Origin of the sequence: Ornithinimicrobium kibberense (assembly GCF_006519705.1) — a bacterium.
Lineage (GTDB): Bacteria > Actinomycetota > Actinomycetes > Actinomycetales > Dermatophilaceae > Ornithinicoccus > Ornithinicoccus kibberensis.
Map to the genome: position 1 here is coordinate 69,390 of NZ_VFXM01000011.1, position 18,245 is coordinate 87,634.

General features: G+C 72.3%; 17 protein-coding genes and 1 tRNA gene. 11 read left to right on the forward strand and 7 right to left on the reverse strand.

Annotation, left to right across the window (positions count from 1 at the left end; genetic code table 11):
• Nucleotides 1–74: 74 nt before the first annotated feature.
• The 9 genes from trpC to FJR00_RS10740 all read left to right on the forward strand — a co-directional run bounded on the left by trpC (nucleotide 75) and on the right by FJR00_RS10740 (nucleotide 7,629).
• Nucleotides 75–899, forward strand: coding sequence for an indole-3-glycerol phosphate synthase TrpC (gene trpC, locus FJR00_RS10700; protein ID WP_141338724.1), 825 nt, complete (start codon nucleotides 75–77; stop codon nucleotides 897–899).
• Nucleotides 896–2,203 (forward strand): tryptophan synthase subunit beta, encoded by a 1,308-nt coding sequence (trpB, locus tag FJR00_RS10705; RefSeq protein WP_141338725.1) that lies wholly within the window; start codon nucleotides 896–898, stop codon nucleotides 2,201–2,203. The genes trpC and trpB overlap by 4 nt, the downstream gene beginning before the upstream one ends.
• Complete coding sequence (gene trpA / locus FJR00_RS10710; protein ID WP_141338726.1) at nucleotides 2,200–2,982, forward strand: tryptophan synthase subunit alpha; 783 nt, start codon at nucleotides 2,200–2,202, stop codon at nucleotides 2,980–2,982. The genes trpB and trpA overlap by 4 nt, the downstream gene beginning before the upstream one ends.
• Entirely contained in the window at nucleotides 2,979–3,509 is a 531-nt protein-coding gene (locus tag FJR00_RS10715; protein ID WP_141338727.1) for a MauE/DoxX family redox-associated membrane protein, read from the forward strand. Before trpA ends, FJR00_RS10715 begins: the two co-directional genes overlap by 4 nt.
• 6 nt (nucleotides 3,510–3,515) lie before the next feature.
• Entirely contained in the window at nucleotides 3,516–4,244 is a 729-nt protein-coding gene (locus tag FJR00_RS10720; RefSeq protein ID WP_141338728.1) for a DsbA family protein, read from the forward strand.
• Nucleotides 4,241–5,137 (forward strand): prolipoprotein diacylglyceryl transferase, encoded by an 897-nt coding sequence (lgt, locus tag FJR00_RS10725; RefSeq protein ID WP_141338729.1) that lies wholly within the window; start codon nucleotides 4,241–4,243, stop codon nucleotides 5,135–5,137. The genes FJR00_RS10720 and lgt overlap by 4 nt, the downstream gene beginning before the upstream one ends.
• Nucleotides 5,138–5,177: 40 nt before the next feature.
• Nucleotides 5,178–6,638, forward strand: coding sequence for a pyruvate kinase (pyk, locus tag FJR00_RS10730; protein WP_141338730.1), 1,461 nt, complete (start codon nucleotides 5,178–5,180; stop codon nucleotides 6,636–6,638).
• A gap of 79 nt (nucleotides 6,639–6,717) precedes the next feature.
• Nucleotides 6,718–6,803, forward strand: a tRNA-Leu gene (locus FJR00_RS10735).
• 73 nt (nucleotides 6,804–6,876) lie between these two features.
• Nucleotides 6,877–7,629, forward strand: a complete 753-nt coding sequence (locus FJR00_RS10740; RefSeq protein WP_377465384.1) for an ANTAR domain-containing response regulator — start codon at nucleotides 6,877–6,879, stop codon at nucleotides 7,627–7,629.
• A gap of 3 nt (nucleotides 7,630–7,632) precedes the next feature.
• Here the strand turns inward: FJR00_RS10740 and FJR00_RS10745 are convergent, their stop codons facing one another.
• Together FJR00_RS10745 and FJR00_RS10750 are read right to left on the reverse strand one after the other, a co-directional pair.
• Nucleotides 7,633–8,403, reverse strand: coding sequence for a DUF554 domain-containing protein (locus FJR00_RS10745; RefSeq protein ID WP_141338731.1), 771 nt, complete (start codon nucleotides 8,401–8,403; stop codon nucleotides 7,633–7,635).
• A 24-nt stretch (nucleotides 8,404–8,427) separates the two neighbouring features.
• Nucleotides 8,428–8,865 carry a hotdog fold thioesterase gene (locus FJR00_RS10750; RefSeq protein WP_141338732.1) on the reverse strand — a complete coding sequence of 146 codons (438 nt, stop codon included), beginning with the start codon at nucleotides 8,863–8,865 and terminating at the stop codon, nucleotides 8,428–8,430.
• 19 nt (nucleotides 8,866–8,884) lie between these two features.
• Here FJR00_RS10750 and polA point away from each other — a divergent pair, with 19 nt between their 5' ends.
• Together polA and FJR00_RS10760 are read left to right on the forward strand one after the other, a co-directional pair.
• On the forward strand, nucleotides 8,885–11,617 hold the full coding sequence (gene polA / locus FJR00_RS10755; protein ID WP_141338733.1) for a DNA polymerase I: 2,733 nt from the start codon (nucleotides 8,885–8,887) through the stop codon (nucleotides 11,615–11,617).
• Between the two features lie 193 nt (nucleotides 11,618–11,810).
• On the forward strand, nucleotides 11,811–13,094 hold the full coding sequence (locus FJR00_RS10760) for an ABC transporter substrate-binding protein (protein ID WP_238330436.1): 1,284 nt from the start codon (nucleotides 11,811–11,813) through the stop codon (nucleotides 13,092–13,094).
• Between the two features lie 68 nt (nucleotides 13,095–13,162).
• On the opposite strand, the gene FJR00_RS10765 is transcribed toward FJR00_RS10760, so the two are convergent.
• The 5 genes from FJR00_RS10765 to FJR00_RS10785 form a co-directional block, all read right to left on the reverse strand.
• A complete protein-coding gene (locus tag FJR00_RS10765) occupies nucleotides 13,163–13,957 on the reverse strand; it encodes an ABC transporter ATP-binding protein (RefSeq protein ID WP_141338735.1) in 795 nt (264 codons plus the stop codon).
• Entirely contained in the window at nucleotides 13,954–14,844 is an 891-nt protein-coding gene (locus tag FJR00_RS10770; RefSeq protein WP_141338811.1) for an ABC transporter ATP-binding protein, read from the reverse strand. Before FJR00_RS10770 ends, FJR00_RS10765 begins: the two co-directional genes overlap by 4 nt.
• 43 nt (nucleotides 14,845–14,887) lie before the next feature.
• The gene (locus tag FJR00_RS10775) at nucleotides 14,888–15,865 is read right to left on the reverse strand and encodes a branched-chain amino acid ABC transporter permease (protein WP_141338736.1); all 978 of its coding nucleotides are present in this window, start codon (nucleotides 15,863–15,865) and stop codon (nucleotides 14,888–14,890) included.
• Nucleotides 15,866–15,883: 18 nt separating this feature from the next.
• Complete coding sequence (locus tag FJR00_RS10780; RefSeq protein WP_238330437.1) at nucleotides 15,884–17,209, reverse strand: branched-chain amino acid ABC transporter permease; 1,326 nt, start codon at nucleotides 17,207–17,209, stop codon at nucleotides 15,884–15,886.
• A 136-nt stretch (nucleotides 17,210–17,345) separates the two neighbouring features.
• Complete coding sequence (locus FJR00_RS10785; RefSeq protein WP_238330438.1) at nucleotides 17,346–18,182, reverse strand: class I SAM-dependent methyltransferase; 837 nt, start codon at nucleotides 18,180–18,182, stop codon at nucleotides 17,346–17,348.
• Nucleotides 18,183–18,245: the final 63 nt, after the last annotated feature.

Sequence of the window (18,245 nt, forward strand, 5' to 3'; positions counted from 1 at the left end):
GGCGCCGTGGGCGGGGACGTGCGACCGGCCCCTCCGGGGTCGGAGCACCTCGCGCGGACGACTAGGCTGGGCACGTGCCGACCGTCCTGGACCAGATCCTCGACGGCGTGCGCGAGGACCTCGCCCGCCGTCGCACCGCCACCCCGCTGGACGCCCTCCGGGAGCGGGCCGAGAACGCTGCGCCCGCGCTGGACGCCCGGGCGCGGCTCGCCTCCGGCCAGGGGGTGCACGTCATCGCCGAGGTCAAGCGCAGCAGCCCCAGCAAGGGAGCCCTGGCCGCCATCGCCGACCCGGCCGCCCTGGCCGCGGACTACGCCGCCGGGGGCGCCAGCGTCATCAGCGTGCTCACCGAGGAACGTCGGTTCGGCGGGTCCCTGGCCGACCTGGACGCCGTCCGGGCCAGGGTCGAGGTCCCGGTGCTGCGCAAGGACTTCGTGGTGGACCCCTACCAGGTCTGGGAGGCGCGGGCCCACGGGGCCGACCTCGTGCTGCTCATCGTGGCCGCCCTCGAGCAGGACGTCCTCGTCGGGCTGCTGGAGCGCACCGAGTCCCTCGGCATGCACGCCCTCGTCGAGGTCCACGACGAGGAGGAGGTGCAGCGGGCGGTCGACGCCGGCGCCCGCATCCTCGGCGTGAACAACCGGGACCTGCGGACCCTCGAGGTCGACCGCGGCACCTTCGCCCGGCTCGCGCCGGCGGTCCCGGCGGGTCTGGTGCGCGTGGCCGAGTCCGGCGTCCGCGGGCCGCTCGACGTGATGGACCTCGCCGAGGCGGGCGCCGACGCCGTGCTCGTGGGGGAGGCCCTGGTGACCGGCCGCACGCCCCGCGACGCCGTCGCCGAGCTGGTCGCCGCCGGGTCCCACCCGGCCGTGCACGCCGCCCACGGGGGACGGCGATGAGCGGCCGGCCGGCGGAGTCCCGCGCGGGACGGTTCGGAGCCTTCGGCGGACGCTACGTCCCTGAGGCGCTCGTCGCCGCCCTCGAGGAGCTCGAGGAGGCCTGGCACGAGGCCATGGCCGACCCCGACTTCGTCGCGGAGCTGGACCGGCTGCAGCGCGACTACACCGGGCGGCCCAACCCCCTCACCGAGGTGCCCCGGTTCGCCGAGCACGCCGGCGGCGCCCGCGTCTTCCTCAAGCGGGAGGACCTCAACCACACCGGGTCGCACAAGATCAACAACGTCCTCGGCCAGGCCCTGCTCACCGTGCGCATGGGCAAGACGCGGGTGATCGCCGAGACCGGTGCCGGCCAGCACGGGGTGGCGACCGCGACCGCGGCGGCCCTCCTCGGCCTGGACTGCACCGTCTACATGGGGGAGGTCGACACCCGACGGCAGGCGCTCAACGTCGCCCGGATGCGGCTCCTCGGGGCGGAGGTCGTGCCCGTGGCCACCGGGAGCGCGACGCTCAAGGACGCCATCAACGAGGCCATGCGCGACTGGGTCACCACCGTGGAACGGACCCACTACCTGCTGGGGACGGTCACCGGCCCGCACCCGTTCCCCACGATGGTGCGCGACTTCCACGCCGTCATCGGCCGTGAGGCCCGCGAGCAGCTGCTCGAGCGCACCGGTCGGCTGCCCGACGCCGTCTGCGCCTGCGTCGGCGGGGGGTCCAACGCGATGGGCATCTTCCACCCCTTCCGCGACGACGAGCAGGTCCGGCTGCTGGGCTTCGAGGCCGGTGGCGACGGGGTCGCCAGCGGGCGGCACGCCTCCCGGTTCTCCGGGGGCGAGCCGGGGGTGCTCCACGGAGCCGCCAGCTACGTCCTGCAGGACGAGGACGGGCAGACGCTGCCGACGCACTCGATCTCCGCGGGCCTGGACTACCCCTCCGTCGGCCCGGAGCACGCCTTCCTGCACGACTCCGGCCGGGCGACCTACGCGCCGGTCACCGACACCGAGGCGATGGAGGCCTTCGCCCTGCTGAGCCGCACCGAGGGGATCATCCCGGCCATCGAGAGCGCGCACGCCCTGGCCGGTGCCGTCCGCGTGGGCCGCGAGCTGGCCGAGGCGGCCGGCGGAGCCTTCGCGGCCGACGACCCGGACCGGCCGGTGATCCTGGTCAACCTCTCCGGCCGGGGTGACAAGGACGTCGACACCGCCGCCCGGTGGTTCGGCCTCGTGGACGGCGAGGACCTCGTCGAGGCGGAAGCGCTCAAGGCCGCCGAACCCGTGGCCGAGGCGGAGGGGAGCGGTTGGTGAGCGCGCTGTCCGAGGTCTTCGACCGGTGCCGCGCCGGGGGCCGGGCGGCCCTGGTCGGCTACCTGCCCGCCGGGTTCCCCGACCTGGAGACCTCCCTGGCCGCGGTCCGGGTGCTGGCGGAGGCGGGGGCCGACGTCGTCGAGGTGGGCGTGCCCTACACCGACCCGCTCATGGACGGACCGGTCATCGAGCGGGCCGCCAGCCGGGCGCTGGCCGGCGGGTTCCGCCTGCCCCAGGTCTTCGACCTCGTGCGGGCCATCCGCGAGGCGGGCGCGGTGCCGGTGGTGATGTCCTACTGGAACCCCGTCCTGCACTACGGTCCGGAGCGGTTCGCGGCGGACCTGGCCGCGGCGGGCGGGGCCGGCATGATCACGCCCGACCTCGTGCCGGACGAGGCCGGCGCGTGGCTCGAGGCCGCCCGGGCGCACGACCTGGACCCGGTGTTCCTCGTGGCCCCCAGCTCGACCGACGCCCGGCTGCGGTCCACGACGCAGGCCTGCCGCGGGTTCGTCTACGTCGCCTCGACGATGGGGGTGACCGGCACCCGCGCCACCGTGGGCGGGTCCGCCGCGACCCTCGTCGAGCGGGTCCGCGCCGTCACCGACCTGCCGCTGTGCGTGGGCCTGGGCGTCAGCGACGGCGCCCAGGCCGCAGAGGTGGCCGCCTTCGCCGACGGCGTCATCGTCGGGTCGGCCCTCGTCCGGGCCGTCGACGAGGACCCCACCCTGGAGGGTCTGCGCGCGGTGACGGCCGACCTGGCCGCCGGGGTCCGCCGGTGACCGGCCCCGCGGCGACCGGGACCGGCACCGGTCCCGCCCAGGAGGACGACCGGCCCACGACCGCCCACCGCCCCTGGGCCGGCTACGTGGGGCTGGGCGCGCGGCTCGCGGTGGGTGGGGTCCTGCTCGTCGCCGGGCTGCTGAAGATCACCGACCTCACCGGGTCCGTCCAGAGCGTGATGGCCTACGAGCTCTTCCCCTACCCGGTGGCCCGGCTGATCGGCTCGATGCTGCCGGTCGTCGAGATCGCCGTGGGCCTCCTGCTGGTCGTCGGCCTGCTGACGCGCGGAGCCGCCGCGGTCGGCGGGCTGCTCATGCTCCTCTTCGTCGCCGGCATCGTCTCGGCCTGGTCCCGCGGGCTGGCGATCGACTGCGGCTGCTTCGGGACCGGGGGGCCGGTGGACCCGGAGGACACCGCATACCTGCCCGACATCCTGCGCGACCTCGGGCTCCTGGCGCTCTCCGCCTGGCTCGTGGTCCGTCCGCGCACCCCGCTGGCCCTCGACTCCCTGCTGAAAGGTCGCTGAAGTCCCATGCCCCGCCCCCCTGCCCCCGAGGTCAAGCCCGTCGCCGCCCGGGGCCCGTCCGCCGGGCTCATCGCCGGCGTGGTCGTCCTCGTCGTCGCCCTCCTGGGCGTCCTCGTGTGGGCCGCCACCCGCGGCGGCGACCTCGAGGCCGTCGGCAGCTCCAGCACCCTGCCCGACGGCGGCGGCGTCAGCGTCGGCCCGGGCGTGGACGCCGACGTCACCCAGGTGCGCATCTACGAGGACCCGCAGTGCCCGTGGTGCGCCCGGCTGGAGAACTCGATCGGCGAGGACCTCGCCGAGATGGTCGAGGCCGGCGAGGTCAACGTCACCTTCCAGATCATGTCCTTCCTCGACGGCAACATCGGCAACGACTCCTCCAAGCGGTCCGCCAACGCGATGCTCTGCGCCGACGACGCCGGCGTCTTCCTGCCCTACCACCAGGCCCTGTTCGCCGAGCAGCCGGCCGAGGGGGCCGGGTGGACCGACGAGCAGCTCGTGGGCTACGCCGAGCAGGCGGGCGTCGACGGGGACGCGCTCACCGACTTCCAGGCCTGCGTGGCGGAGCAGCCGCACGCCGACTACGTCCAGGACATGCAGCAGCGGGCCAACGAGGACGGCGTCAACAGCACCCCCACCGTGTTCGTCGACGGCGAGGAGCTGCCCCAGGAGGACCTGAGCAGGCTCATCCAGGAGCCCGGCGTCCTGCGCGAGGTGCTCGAGGCCCAGGGGCGATGACCCTCCTCCCCGTCGGGGCCGCCCCGGCCCTGCTGACCGCCATCCCCAGCCCCGAGCAGTCGGTCTGGTGGCTGGGGCCGTTCCCGCTGCGGGGCTACGCGCTGTCGATCCTCGTCGGCATCTTCGCCGCCATGTGGATCACCTCCCTGCGGATGCGGGCCAGGGGAGGCACCGGCCAGGAGATCTACGACATCGCGGTGCCGACCATCGTGCTCGGCATCGTCGGCGGGCGGATCTACCACGTGGTCTCCAGCCCGTGGCCCTACTTCGGGCCGGAGGGCAACCTGGCCGACGCCGTGAAGATCTGGGAGGGCGGCCTGGGCATCTGGGGCGCGGTGGCCCTCGGCGCCGTCGGCGCCTGGTGGGGTGCGCGGCGGCACGGCTACTCCTTCCTCGACATCGCCGACGCGCTCATGCCCGGCCTCCTCGTGGCGCAGGCGCTGGGCCGGTGGGGCAACTGGTTCAACAACGAGCTCTACGGAGGCCCCTCGGACGCCCCGTGGGCCGTGCAGATCCACGAGATGTCCGGCGGCGAGGCCGTCCGGGACGCCGCCGGGGACGCGGTGGTCCTGGGCACCTTCCAGCCGACCTTCCTCTACGAGGCGCTGTGGTGCCTGCTCGTGGCCGTGGCCATCCTCCTGGTCGACCGCCGGTTCCGGCTGGCCCGCGGCCAGGTGGTCGGGCTCTACCTCATGGGCTACACCCTGGGCCGCTTCTTCATCGAGATCATGCGCACCGACCCCGCGCAGATGGTCCTCGGGCAGCGCATCAACGTCTGGGTCTCCATCGCCGTGTTCCTCCTCGGAGCGGCGATCTGGTGGTGGCGGGGCCGGGTGGGCGACCTGCCCGCCCGGGGTGCCGCGGAACGGCATACCCCCGCAACCGCGGCCTGACGTCCCACGGCACCCCGGCACCGGCACTAGGCTGGTGCCCATGCGCCGCGCCAAGATCGTCTGCACGCTGGGCCCCGCCACCGACTCCTACGAGCAGATCCTCGCGCTCGTGGAGGCCGGGATGGACGTCGCCCGGCTGAACCTGTCCCACGGCTCCTACGAGGAGCACTACGAGCGCTACCTGCGGGTGCGGCGGGCCAGCGACGAGGCCGGGCACGCCGTCGCGGTCCTGGTCGACCTGCAGGGTCCCAAGATCCGCACCGGCACCTTCGCCGCCGGACCGGTGACCCTGGCCCGGGGGGACGCGTTCACCATCACCACCCGCGTGGTGCCCGGGGACCAGGGCAGCGTGGGGACCACCTACGAGGGGCTGCCCGGGGACGTGCACGCCGGGGACGACCTGCTCATCGACGACGGCAAGGTCATGCTGCGTGCCACGGAGGTCTCCGGCACCGACGTGGTCACCGAGGTCGTCGTCGGCGGCGTGGTGTCCAACAACAAGGGGATCAACCTGCCGGGCACGGCGGTCAGCGTGCCGGCCATGTCGGACAAGGACGAGGAGGACCTGCGCTGGGCGGTGCGCTCGGGCGCCGACTTCGTGGCGCTGTCGTTCGTGCGCAGCGCCGAGGACTACGAGGACGTGCGCCGGGTGATGGAGGACGAGGGACGGATCCTGCCCGTCATCGCCAAGATCGAGAAGCCGCAGGCGGTCGACAAGCTGACCGAGATCGTCGACGCCTTCGACGGGGTCATGGTGGCCCGCGGCGACCTCGGGGTGGAGATGCCCCTGGAGCAGGTCCCGCTCGTGCAGAAGGACGCCATCCAGCTGTGCCGGGAGAAGGCCAAGCCGGTCATCGTGGCCACCCAGGTGCTGGAGTCGATGATCGAGAACCCCCGCCCGACCCGGGCCGAGGCCAGCGACTGCGCCAACGCGGTGCTCGACGGGGCCGACGCCATCATGCTGTCGGGGGAGACGTCGGTGGGTGCCTGGCCGGTCCGGGCCGTGGAGACCATGGCCGACATCATCTCGGCCACCGAGCAGCACGGGCTGCACCGCATCTCCCCGATCCTCACCAAGCCGCGGACCCCGGGAGGTGCGGTCACCCGGGCGGCGATCAGCATCGCCGAGTCGCTCGAGGACATCAAGTACCTCGTGACGTTCACCCAGAGCGGCGACACCACGACCCGGATGGCCCGGGTCCGCCCCGAGGTCCCCATGCTGGCCTTCACCACCGAGCAGCACACCCGCTCCCGGCTGGCACTGACCTGGGGCGTGGAGACCTTCCTCGTGCCGTTCGTGTGGCACACCGACCAGATGGTCTCCCAGGTCGAGGAGGTGCTCCTGCGGGAGGAGCGGTGCCAGCAGGGCGACCTCGTGGTCATCGTCGCCGGCTCCCCGCCCGGGGTCTCCGGCACGACGAACGCGCTGCGGCTGCACCGGGTCGGCGACGCCATCTTCGGTCGGGCCCCCGCCTACCAGGACGACCCGCCGCTGGTCTGAGCATCGTCGGCCTCCGTGGACGCACGCACGCAGGGCCCTGGGGCACGGCGGGTATGCTGTGCCCGTCGACGACGCGCCCGCCGGGGTGGTGGAACGGCAGACACGGGGCACTCAAAATGCTCTGCCCGCAAGGGCGTGCGGGTTCAAGTCCCGCTCCCGGCACCAGCAGGATCCCATCCTGGCGCCCTCACGCCGGACCGGTGGTCCAGGATCACGCGGGCCAGATAGGCTGACCCCCGTGACCAAGGACAGCACCCCCTCCGGCGCGGACGCCGCGCACGACGCCCCCGTGACCCCGGCCGACGACGCCCAGACCTCCGCGACGGAGGACACCCCCACCTCTGCCACCCCCGACGAGGCTGGCACGGCTGGCGAGGAGGAGCCCGGCGCCGGTGCGGAGGAGGCCGGCACGACGGGTCTGCGCATCGTGCTGGCCGAGGACGAGGCCCTCATCCGGATGGACCTCGCCGAGATGCTGACCGAGTCCGGCCACCAGATCGTGGGGCAGGCGGCCGACGGCGAGCAGGCCGTCGACATGGTCCGCGAGACCTCCCCGGACCTGGTCGTCATGGACATCAAGATGCCCGGCATGGACGGGATCTCGGCGGCCGAGCAGATCGGCCGCGAGGGCCTGGCGCCGGTGGTCATGCTCACGGCGTTCAGCGACAAGAACCTCGTCGAGCGGGCCCGCGACGCGGGCGTGATGTCCTACGTCGTCAAGCCGTTCAGCGCCGCCGACGTGCTGCCGGCCATCGACATCGCGCGAGCCCGGTGGGCCGAGCGCAAGGCGCTGGAGTCCGAGGTCGCCGACCTGGGCGAGCGGTTCGAGACCCGCAAGCGGGTCGACCGGGCCAAGGGTCTGCTCATGGCCCAGCTCAAGCTCTCCGAGCCGGAGGCCTTCCGGTGGATCCAGAAGGCGGCCATGGACCGGCGCCTCTCGATGCGCGAGGTCGCCGACGCGGTGATCTCGGGGATGCCCGGCTCCTCCTAGACCTCAGCCCAGTCCTGCCACGACCGACACCAGGACCGGGGCCACCAGGAGGGCGGGCAGCAGGTCGCCCACGGGGACCTGCCGGATGTTGAGCAGGCGGAAGGCGATGCCCACGAGCAGCAGCCCGCCGACGGAGGTCAGGGCGGCGATGTGCGCCTCCGGCACGACCGCGCCGAGCGTGACCCCGACGACCGTCAGCCCGCCCTGGACGACGGCCACCGACACCGCCGAGACGAGCACGCCGATCCCGAACGTCGACGCGAAGGCGATCGAGGCGAAGAAGTCGAGTGCCGACTTGAGGACGAGCTGGTCGATGCCGCGGCCCAGGCCGTCCGAGAGCGAGCCGAGGATGGTCAGCGGTCCGACGCAGAAGAGCAGGGAGGCGGTCAGCCAGCCCTCGATGAAGCGTTCCCGCTCGGCGTGGCCCCGCTCGCCGGGCACGGACCGGCGGTGCACCCACCGCTGCACGACCCCGGCGAGGGACTCCAGGCGCTGCTCGATCCGCAGCATCGAACCGACGATCCCGCCGACCAGCAGACTGCCCAGGACCACGAGCACGGGCACACCGTCCCCCACCGCCGCCGCGAGGGCCGGGGCGGTGACGTCCAGCGCCGAGAGCACGGCCACCAGGAGGGTCACCAGCCCCAGGCAGTCGGTGACCACCGAGCGCACCCGGTCGGGGAGCCGGTTGCCGGCCACCATGCCCACGGTCGCTCCCAGCAGCACCGCCACGACGTTGATCACGGTCCCGAGCCCGGGGAAGGCGCCATCCATGCGGGACAGCCTAGGTGCGCCGCCTCAGCCGGCCGGAGGGCGCTCCCGCAGGGCGCAGGTGAGCCGGGCGGTGCACACCCGCCGCCCCTCGTCGTCGGTCACGACGATCTCGTAGGACGCCACCGACCGCCCCAGGGACAGCGGGGTCGCCACCCCCGTGACCCACCCGGAACGGACGGCCCGGTGGTGGGTGGCGTTGAGGTCCACGCCCACCGCGATCCGCCCGGGTGCGGCGTGCGTGGCGGCGGCCAGCGAGCCCACCGTCTCGGCCAGGGCCGCCGACGCACCGCCGTGGAGCAGCCCGTACGGCTGGGTGTTCCCCCGGACCGGCATCCGCGCCACGGTGCGCTCCGCGGACACCTCGACCAGCTCCATCCCCATCCGTTCCACGAGCGTCCCCCCGAGGGTCCCCTCCAGACCGGGCAGGGCGGAGCAGGGGACGGACTGGGTGCTGTCGGTCATGGGACATAGGCTGCCATGCGTGAGTCGACTGCTGCTGCTGGACGGACACTCGCTGGCCTACCGCGCGTTCTACGCGCTGCCGGTGGAGAACTTCTCGACGACGACGGGTCAGAGCACCAACGCCGTCTACGGGTTCACCTCGATGCTCATCAACGTGCTGCGCGACGAGGCCCCCACCCACGTGGCGGTGGCCTTCGACCGGTCCCGGCAGACCTTCCGGACCCAGGAGTATGCCGAGTACAAGGCCGGGCGCGCGTCCACGCCGGGGGAGTTCGTCGGCCAGGTCGACCTCATCAAGCAGGTGCTGGACGCCCTGCGGATCACCCACGTCGAGGTCGACGGCTACGAGGCGGACGACATCATCGCGACCCTCACCGCCCAGGCCCGGGCCGAGGGGCTGGAGGTGGTCATCCTCTCCGGCGACCGGGACGCCTTCCAGCTCGTCGACGAGCGCACCCTCCTGCTCTACCCCGTCCGCGGTGTGTCCGAGACCTGGCGGCTGACGCCGGAGAAGATCGAGGAGAAGTACCTCGTCCGGCCCGAGCGCTACAGCGACCTCGCGGCGATGGTGGGGGAGAGCTCGGACAACCTCCCGGGCGTGCCCGGGGTGGGCCCCAAGACCGCCGCGAAGTGGCTCGCCCAGTTCGGCGACCTGACCGGGATCGTCGGGGCGGCCGACCAGCTCAAGGGCAAGGCGGGCCAGGCGTTGCGCGACCACCTGGACCAGGTGCTGCGCAACCGACGCCTCAACCAGCTGGTCGGGGACGTCCCGCTGCCGGTCGGCGTGGCCGACCTGCAGGCGCGCGGCTGGGACCGCGAGGAGGTCCACCGGGTCTTCGACGGCCTGGAGTTCCGGGTCCTGCGCGAGCGGCTGTTCGCCACCCTGGAGTCCGCCGAGACCGAGGCCGAGGAGGGCATCGAGGTCGCCGGCAGCCTGCTGGGGCCCGGTGAGCTCGCGAGCTGGCTCGGTGAGCACGCCGGGCCGGGGGAGCGCCTCGCCCTGGTCGTGCAGGCCTCCCCGCGGACCGCCGCCGGCGCAGGGGAGGCCACCGGCCTCGGCCTCGCCGGGGCCGAGCACGCGGCATACCTGTCCCTCGACCGGGCCGACGTCGACGACGAGCGCGCCCTGCGCGACTGGCTCGCCGACCCGGCCTGCCCCAAGGTGCTGCACGACGCCAAGGGGCAGACCGCATCCCTGGAGACCGTCGGGCTGCCGGTCGAGGGGGTCGTCAGCGACACCGCGCTGGCCGCCTACCTGGTCCGCCCCGACCAGCGGTCCTACGACCTGGCCGACCTGGCCCTGCGCTACCTGCACCGGGAGCTGCGGCTGGACGAGGGCACGGACGACGGCGGGGACGACGGGCAGCTGGCGCTGGGGTGGGACGACGGGGAGCAGGAGCAGGCCGACGAGGTGGACGCGGCCGCCGGGCGCGCCGCGATGGTGCACGCCCGGGCCGTGCACGACCTGTCCGTCACGCTGGACGAGGAGCTGTCCGACGAGCCGGAGCAGCATCTGCTCCGCGACGTGGAGCTCCCGCTCGTGGGCGTGCTGCGCAGGATGGAGCAGGCCGGCATCGCCGTGGACCTGCCCATGCTCGAGGCGCTCGAGGGCGAGTTCGCCGCCGCGATGGCCCAGGCGCAGCAGGACGCCTGGGACGCCCTCGGCGACGACACCGTCAACCTCGGCTCGCCCAAGCAGCTGCAGGTGGTGCTCTTCGAGACGCTCGGCCTGCCCAAGACCCGACGTACCAAGACCGGCTACACCACCGACGCCGACGCCCTGGCCGGCCTCTACGCCCAGACCGAGCACCCCTTCCTCGAGGCCCTGCTGCGCCACCGGGACAAGGCCCGCCTGCGGGTGACGGCCGAGGGGCTGGTGAAGTCGGTCGCCGACGACGGCCGGATCCACACCACCTACCAGCAGACGATCGCGGCCACCGGCCGGCTGAGCTCGACCGAGCCGAACCTGCAGAACATCCCCATCCGCACCGAGGAGGGGCGGCGGATCCGGGAGATCTTCGTCGTCGGCCGGGACGCCTCGACCGGCACCGGCTACGAGTCGCTCATGTCCGCCGACTACAGCCAGATCGAGATGCGGATCATGGCGCACCTGTCCGGCGACGAGGGCCTCATCGAGGCCTTCCGCACCGGTGAGGACCTGCACCGCTTCGTCGGCTCGCGCGTCTTCGGCGTGCAGCCGGAGGAGGTGACCCTGGAGATGCGGTCCAAGGTCAAGGCGATGAGCTACGGGCTGGCCTACGGGCTGTCGGCCTTCGGGCTGTCCAAGCAGCTGACCATCTCCACCGGTGAGGCCAAGCAGCTCATGGAGGAGTACTTCGAACGGTTCGGCGGCGTGCGCGACTACCTGCGCGACGTGGTGGCCGAGGCGCGTCGCAGCGGGTTCACCGAGACCATCCTGGGCCGCCGTCGTCACCTGCCCGACCTGCTCAGCGACAACCGGCAGCGCCGCGAGATGGCCGAGCGGATGGCCCTCAACGCGCCCATCCAGGGGTCGGCCGCCGACATCATCAAGGTGGCGATGCTGCGGACCGAGCGGGCGCTGCGGGAGCAGGGACTGGCCTCCCGCATGCTGCTCCAGGTGCACGACGAGCTGGTGCTGGAGATCGCACCGGGGGAGCGGGAGCAGGTGGAGACGTTGCTGCGCGCCGAGATGGGCGGTGCGGCGGACCTGTCCGTGCCCCTCGACGTCAGCGTGGGCGTGGGGCGCAGCTGGCACGAGGCAGCCCACTGACACCCTTGCGGCACCAGCGGCGTGACCTGCACGTCCGCGGGTAACGATGTGAGAACGATCGTCCCCACGCACGGGCCGCCCCCTTGTGCTCGCAGATGTCCGCCTCTACGTTCAGGGCACCGGGCGGCGCAGTGGTCGCCCCATCGACACGAGGAGCACCATGAAGCCCACCTCTCTTCGCTCTCGGGCGTCCGTGACCGCCCGTGGAGTCGCCGCCGTCGCCGCCGCCACACTCGTGCTGGCGGCGTGCGGGAACGGGGGCGACGACCCCGACCCGGCCGCCGACGACGACACCGCCTCCGAGGAGACCCAGGACGACGACACGGAGGCCACCGGCGCCGCCGGTGAACGCGACCTGACCCTCGAGGTCGGCACCGTCCTGCCGCAGACCGGGGCGCTGGCCTTCCTGGGCCCGCCCGAGGAGGCCGGTGTCCTCCTCGCCGAGAAGCACATCAACGACGCCGACATGGGCATCACGGTCAACGTGACCCTGGGCGACTCCGGCGACCCGGACAACCGGGCCTACGCCACCACGGTCCCGCAGCTGCTCAACGCCGGCGTCAACGTCATCGTGGGGGCGGCGTCCTCGGGCGTGTCCAAGCTGTTCATCGACGAGGTCGTGGCCGCCGACACCCTGATGATCTCCCCGGCCAACACGGCCCCGGAGTTCACCGACTGGGAGGACAACGACCTCTACTGGCGCACGGCCCCCTCGGACCTGCTCCAGGGCGAGGTGCTCGGCAACCTCATCGCCTCCGACGGCGTGGTCAACCTGGGGATCATCTACCTCAACGACGCCTACGGCACCGGCCTGGAGGCCCAGCTCACCGAGACCTTCGAGGCCGCCAACGGCACGATCGTGGCGAGCGAGTCCTACAACGCCGGCGACACCACCTTCGACGCGCAGATCAGCTCGGTCATGGCCCAGAACCCGGACGCCATCGCGCTGATCACCTTCGAGGAGGCCACGACGATCATCCCGGCGCTGGACGCGGCGGGCTTCGACACCGGCAGCCTCTACTTCGTCGACGGCAACCTGTCCAACTACGGCGACGAGTTCGACGCCGGTCTGCTCGAGGGTTCCAAGGGCACCCAGCCCGGACCGGACCTGGGCGACGACTTCCGCGGCGAGCTCAACGACGTCTGGACCGCTGCCGGCAACGACGAGCTGGAGGACTGGAACTACGCGGCCGAGTCCTACGACGCCGTGATGCTCAGCGCGCTGGCGGCCCTGGCGGCCGACTCGGTCGAGGGCCCCGACATGGCGGCCAAGATGCAGGAGGTCTCCGGTGGCACCGGCGGCGGCGAGAAGGTGAGCGACTTCGCCGAGGCCGCCCAGATCATCGTGGACGGCGGCGTGGTCGACTACGACGGCCCGTCCGGCCCGATCACCTTCGACGAGAACGGTGACCCGACCGAGGCCACCATCGGCATCTTCGAGTACGACGGCAACAACGAGCTGGTCCGGCAGAACTGACGGCACGGCACAAGGAAGGGCCCCCGGGACGCGTCCCGGGGGCCCTTCTCCGCGTTGGGCGTGGGGGGTCAGGAGGGGGAGGCGTCCTGGCCCAGGGTGCCCAGGTAGAGGCCGATCACCCGCTCGTCGTTGAGCAGCTCCCGCCCCGTCCCGGTGTGGGCGTCCTTGCCCTGGTCGAGCACGTAGGCGCGGTCGCAGATCTGCAGGCAGCGGCGGGCGTTCTGCTCGACCATGATGGTTGTCACGCCAGCCTCGTTGATGGAGGAGACCCGGATGAAGGCGTCGTCCTGACGCACGGGGGACAGACCCGCCGACGGCTCGTCCAGCAGCAGCACGTCCGGGCGCATCATCAGCGCCCGGGACATCGCCACCATCTGCCGCTCGCCGCCGCTCAACGAGCCGGCCACCTGGTTGAGGCGGTCCTTGAGCGCAGGGAAGATGTCCAGCACGAAGGCCAGGTTCTCCTTGACGACCGTGGGTCGCTGGTAGGCGCCCATCTCCAGGTTCTCCTGGATGGTGAGGGTGGGGAAGACGTTCTCGGTCTGGGGGACCAGGCCCACGCCCTTGCCCACGAGCTTGTTGGCCTTGAGGTTGGTGATCTCCTCGCCGCGCAGGCTGATGGTGCCGCTGCGCACGTTGACCAGGCCGAAGATCGCCTTCAGCAGGGTCGACTTGCCGGCCCCGTTGGGGCCGATGATGCCGATGAGCTCTCCGTCGTAGGCCTGCAGGTTGGTGTCCGTGAGGATGTCCACGCCCGGCAGGTAGCCGGCGGTGACGTCCCGGACGTCGATCACGAGCTCCCGTCCGGGGGCGGTGGTGGACGTGGCGACGCCGGGGGAGGGGTGCTCGGTGTGCTCGCTCATGGGATGCGGTTGCCCTCCTCGTCGTACCGGCCGGTGATGACACCGATGTCCTGGTCGAGGTGGCTGCCCAGGTAGGCGTCCACCACGGCCTCGTCCTTCATGACCTCCTGCGGCGGACCCTCGGCCACGACCCGGCCCTCGGCCATGACGACCACCCAGTCGGCGATGTGCCGGACCATGTGCATGTCGTGCTCGACGAACAGCACCGTCATCCCCTCGCGCTTGAGGTTGACCACGTGGTCGAGGAGTGACTGGACCAGCGCCGGGTTCACGCCGGCCATCGGCTCGTCCAGCAGCACGAACTCCGGGTCGGTCATCAGGGCCCGGGCCATCTCGAGCAGCTTGCGCTGCCCGCCCGACAGCGCGGCGGCGTAGTCGTCCTTCTTGTCCAGCAGCCTGAACTTCTCGAGCAGGACCAGGGCCCGCTCCTCGATCTGCTTCTCCTGGGCGCGCCAGGTGAACGGCAGGACGGAGAAGAGCAGGCTCTCCCCCTTCTGCTTGCTGGCGCCGAGCTTCATGCTGTCGAGCACGGTGAGCCGGTTGAGGACCTTGGTGAGCTGGAAGGTGCGGACCTGACCGCGCCGCGCGGCCTTCCACGCGGGGATCCCGGCGAGGGAGCGCCCGTTGAACTCCCACTCGCCGGTGTCCGGCCGGTCGAACCCGCTGAGCAGGTTGAACAGGGTGGTCTTGCCCGCCCCGTTGGGTCCGATCAGCGCCGTGATGGCGTGGCGCGGGATCTCCACGTGGTCGACGTCCACCGCGTGCACACCGCCGAAGGACCGCGTGATGTGGTCGGCCACGAGGATGGGATCCTTCTTGGGCACCCCGGGTCGCGCCGGGCCGGTGGCCAGGTCGACGGCCTTCTCGCCGTGCACGGTGGGCGCCAGGTCCTCGGTGGCCACGAGGTGGTCGTCGTCGTGACTGGGCTGGTTACTTGACAAAGGTCATCTCCTTCTTGTTCCCCAGCAGTCCTTGCGGGCGGAACGCGACGAGCAGCATGAGGGCCAGACCCACGAGGACGTAGCGCAGGTAGCCGGCCTGCGTCTCGGTCATCGGCAGCCAGCCCTCGCCGGCCATGGCGGGCAGGACGCCGGACAGGAAGGCCATCAGCGCCCAGTAGATGACCGCGCCCAGGACGGGCCCGAAGATGGTGGCCGCACCGCCCAGCAGCAGCGCCGTCCAGACGAAGAAGGTCAGGCTGGGCAGGTAGTACTGCGGGATCACCGCCGAGGGGAGGGCGATGACGACCCCGCCGAGGGATCCCAGCACCCCGCCCAGGACGAGCGCCTGCATCTTGTAGGCGAAGACGTTCTTGCCGAGCGAGCGGACCGCGTCCTCGTCCTCCCGGATGCCCTTGAGCACGCGCCCCCAGGGGCTGCGCATGATGAGCCAGACCAGCAGGACGGCCACCGCCACCAGGACGAGGCCGAACAGCCGCGCCCACCACTGGTCGGAGGTGTAGGACCAGGGGCCGAGGGTGAACGAACCGGCCGGCAACGGGTTGGCGTCACGGAAGCTGGCGTGGTAGCCGCCCAGGCCGTCGGCCGAGTTGGTCCACTCGTCGAACAGCTGCGTCTGGAAGAGCAGCCGGACGATCTCGGCCGCCGCGATCGTCACGATCGCCAGGTAGTCCGCACGCAGCCGCAGGGTGGGGATCCCCAGCAGCACGGCGAAGACGACCGCGCCGGCGATGCTGACCCCCATCGCCGCCCACCAGGGGAGGCCGAAGCTGAGGATGGAGATCGCGTAGCCGTAGGCGCCGATCGCCATGAAACCGGCCATGCCGAAGTTCAGCAGCCCCGCGTAGCCGAAGTGGATCGCGAGCCCCAGCGCGGCGAGCATGAACCCGATCGTCTCGGTGGAGAGCATGAAGCTCAGCGTGTTGTTGAGGATCTGGCCCCAGTCCATCGCAGTTCTCCCTTGCCGCTATCCGATGCGCGCCGTTCGACCCAGAAGTCCCTGGGGCCGCACGAGCAGGATGATGATGAGGACGCCGAGGGCCCCGACGTACTTGATGTCCGAGGGGATCCACAGGGTGGAGACCTCCACGAGGATCCCGATGATCAGGGCCCCGAGCAACGCCCCGAAGGCGGTGCCCAGACCGCCGAGCACCACCGCGGCGAAGATGAGCAGCAGGATCTGCATCCCCATGTCCCACTTGATGCCCGGGCGGAAGTAGGCCCACAGCACGCCCGAGAGGCCGGCGAGCGCGGCCCCGGCGACCCACACGATCCGGGTGACCCCCTCGACGTCGATGCCGCTGGCGGCGGCCAGCGGCCGGTTGTCCGCGACGGCGCGGGTGGCCTTGCCGGTCCTGGTCCGCAGCAACCAGTAGGCCACCGCGAGCAGGACGACCAGGCTCAAGCCCATGCTCACCATGTCGATGGTCGACAGCCTGATCGGACCCAGGATCTGGTGCTTGGTGCCCCCGGCCCCCGGGAGCTGGCTGGTGCCGCCGCCGATGAAGAACTGGAAGACGTAGCGCAGGGCCAGCGAGAAGCCGATGGTGAGGATCATCATCTGCACCAGCCCGATGCCCCGGCGGCGCAGCGGCCGCCAGATCCCGGCGTCGATCAGCCAGCCGAAGGCCCCGCTGAGCACCACGGCGAGCAGGATGGCCAGCCAGATCGGCCAGCCGAGGTCCACCCCGAAGACCAGCGCCACGATGGCCCCCAGCGTCACCATCTCCGCGTGCGCGAAGTTGGTCAGCCCCGTCGTGCCGAAGATGAGGGACAGGCCGATCGAGGCCAGGGCCAGCATGAGCCCGAAGTTGAGCCCGTTGATGAGCCGCTCGACGAACTGGTCCAGGAAGCTGGTGGTCTCCCGTTCCCCCTCGCCGAGGAAGAAGTTGGCCGGCTGGAAGAACTGCGAGCCGTAGCTGACCGTCAACGGGTTGTCACCGGTGACGGTCACCCCCTCGGGCAACGACTCCTCGTCGACGAGCACCTCGTAGGGGTCGGTCGTGGGAACCCCGATCCGGGCCTGCCCGCGGTCGCTGGTCACGGCCTCCGCCTCGAACCCGCCACCGCTGAGCACGACGCGGGCCCCCTCGACCGGCTCGTTGTTGTAGCGGATGTTGACGGTCACGACGTCGTCGTACTCGTCGATCCCCACCTGCGAGGGGTCCGCCCCCCCCTGTGCCAGCGCGGCGACGGGCGAGAGGGCGACGAGCAGCATCGCGAGCAGCACGCCCAGCAGGTGCCAGGGCCTGCGGGCGCGCGGGCGCTCCGGGGATGAGGTGGTGGGGGGCACTGCTCCTCCAACCTGGGAAGGTCACGGGTCACGGTATGACGTGACGCACCCGCAGCGGGTGCGTCACGTGGGCAGAGCATAGGGGAGCGACGTCGAGCCCGACAGGCTCCGGACGCGGCCGTGTCCGGATCGTGACCTAGGCGGTCTCCTGAGGTCCCCGGGGCCGGCGGCAGACGAGGATCGCCGTCCCCGGCAGCAGCCGGCCCCGGGTGGCGCTCCACCCGCCCCACACGTGGTCGGCGTCCTCGGGCCACTCCGGCTCGAGGAGATCGGTGAGCACCAGGCCGGCACGCACCACGGCGCGGACGAGGTCGCCGAGGGTGCGGTGGTGCTCGCTGTAGGTCGCGGTCCCACCGGCCGTCTCCTCCACGTAGGGACGACGGTCGAAGTAGGAGTGCGTCGCGCGCAGGCCCTCGGGGCCCGGGACGTCGGGAAAGGCCCACCGCACCGGGTGGGGCAGGGAGAAGACGCACCGCCCGCCCGGCCGCAACACCCTGGCCCACTCGCGGAGGGCGGCTCCCGCGTCCGGCACGAAGGGCAGCACGCCGTGGGCCGTGAGCACGACGTCGAAGGAGCCGTCGGCGAAGGGGAGGCTGGTGCCGTCGCACTGGACGAGGGCCGGACGGTGGGAAGCAGGCAGGTCGGCCTGCAGCCTGGCGCCGACCGCGAGCATCGAGCCGGAGAGGTCCGAGGCCACGGCGCGCGCACCGCGGCGGGCGCACCACCGGGCCCCCTGGCCGGCCCCCGCCCCGACCTCGAGCACCCGGGCGCCGGCCAGGTCTCCCAGCAGGCCCAGCTCGGACTCCGTCCAGCCCTCCGGGCACCACGTCAGCTCGTGGTCGCCGAGGAACTCACCGTGCTCGGCGTGGTAGGCCTCCGCCTCCGCGTCCCACCAGGTGCGGCCGGCCCGGACGGCCTCGGGGTGAGTCAGCGGGCGACGCACCACCCGGTCCGGCGTAGGCTCGGTGTCCACCGTCCCAGTGTGCCAGCGGCCGCGCCGCCGTGGCCGCTTTGACCTGCGTCCGTGCCGCGGATA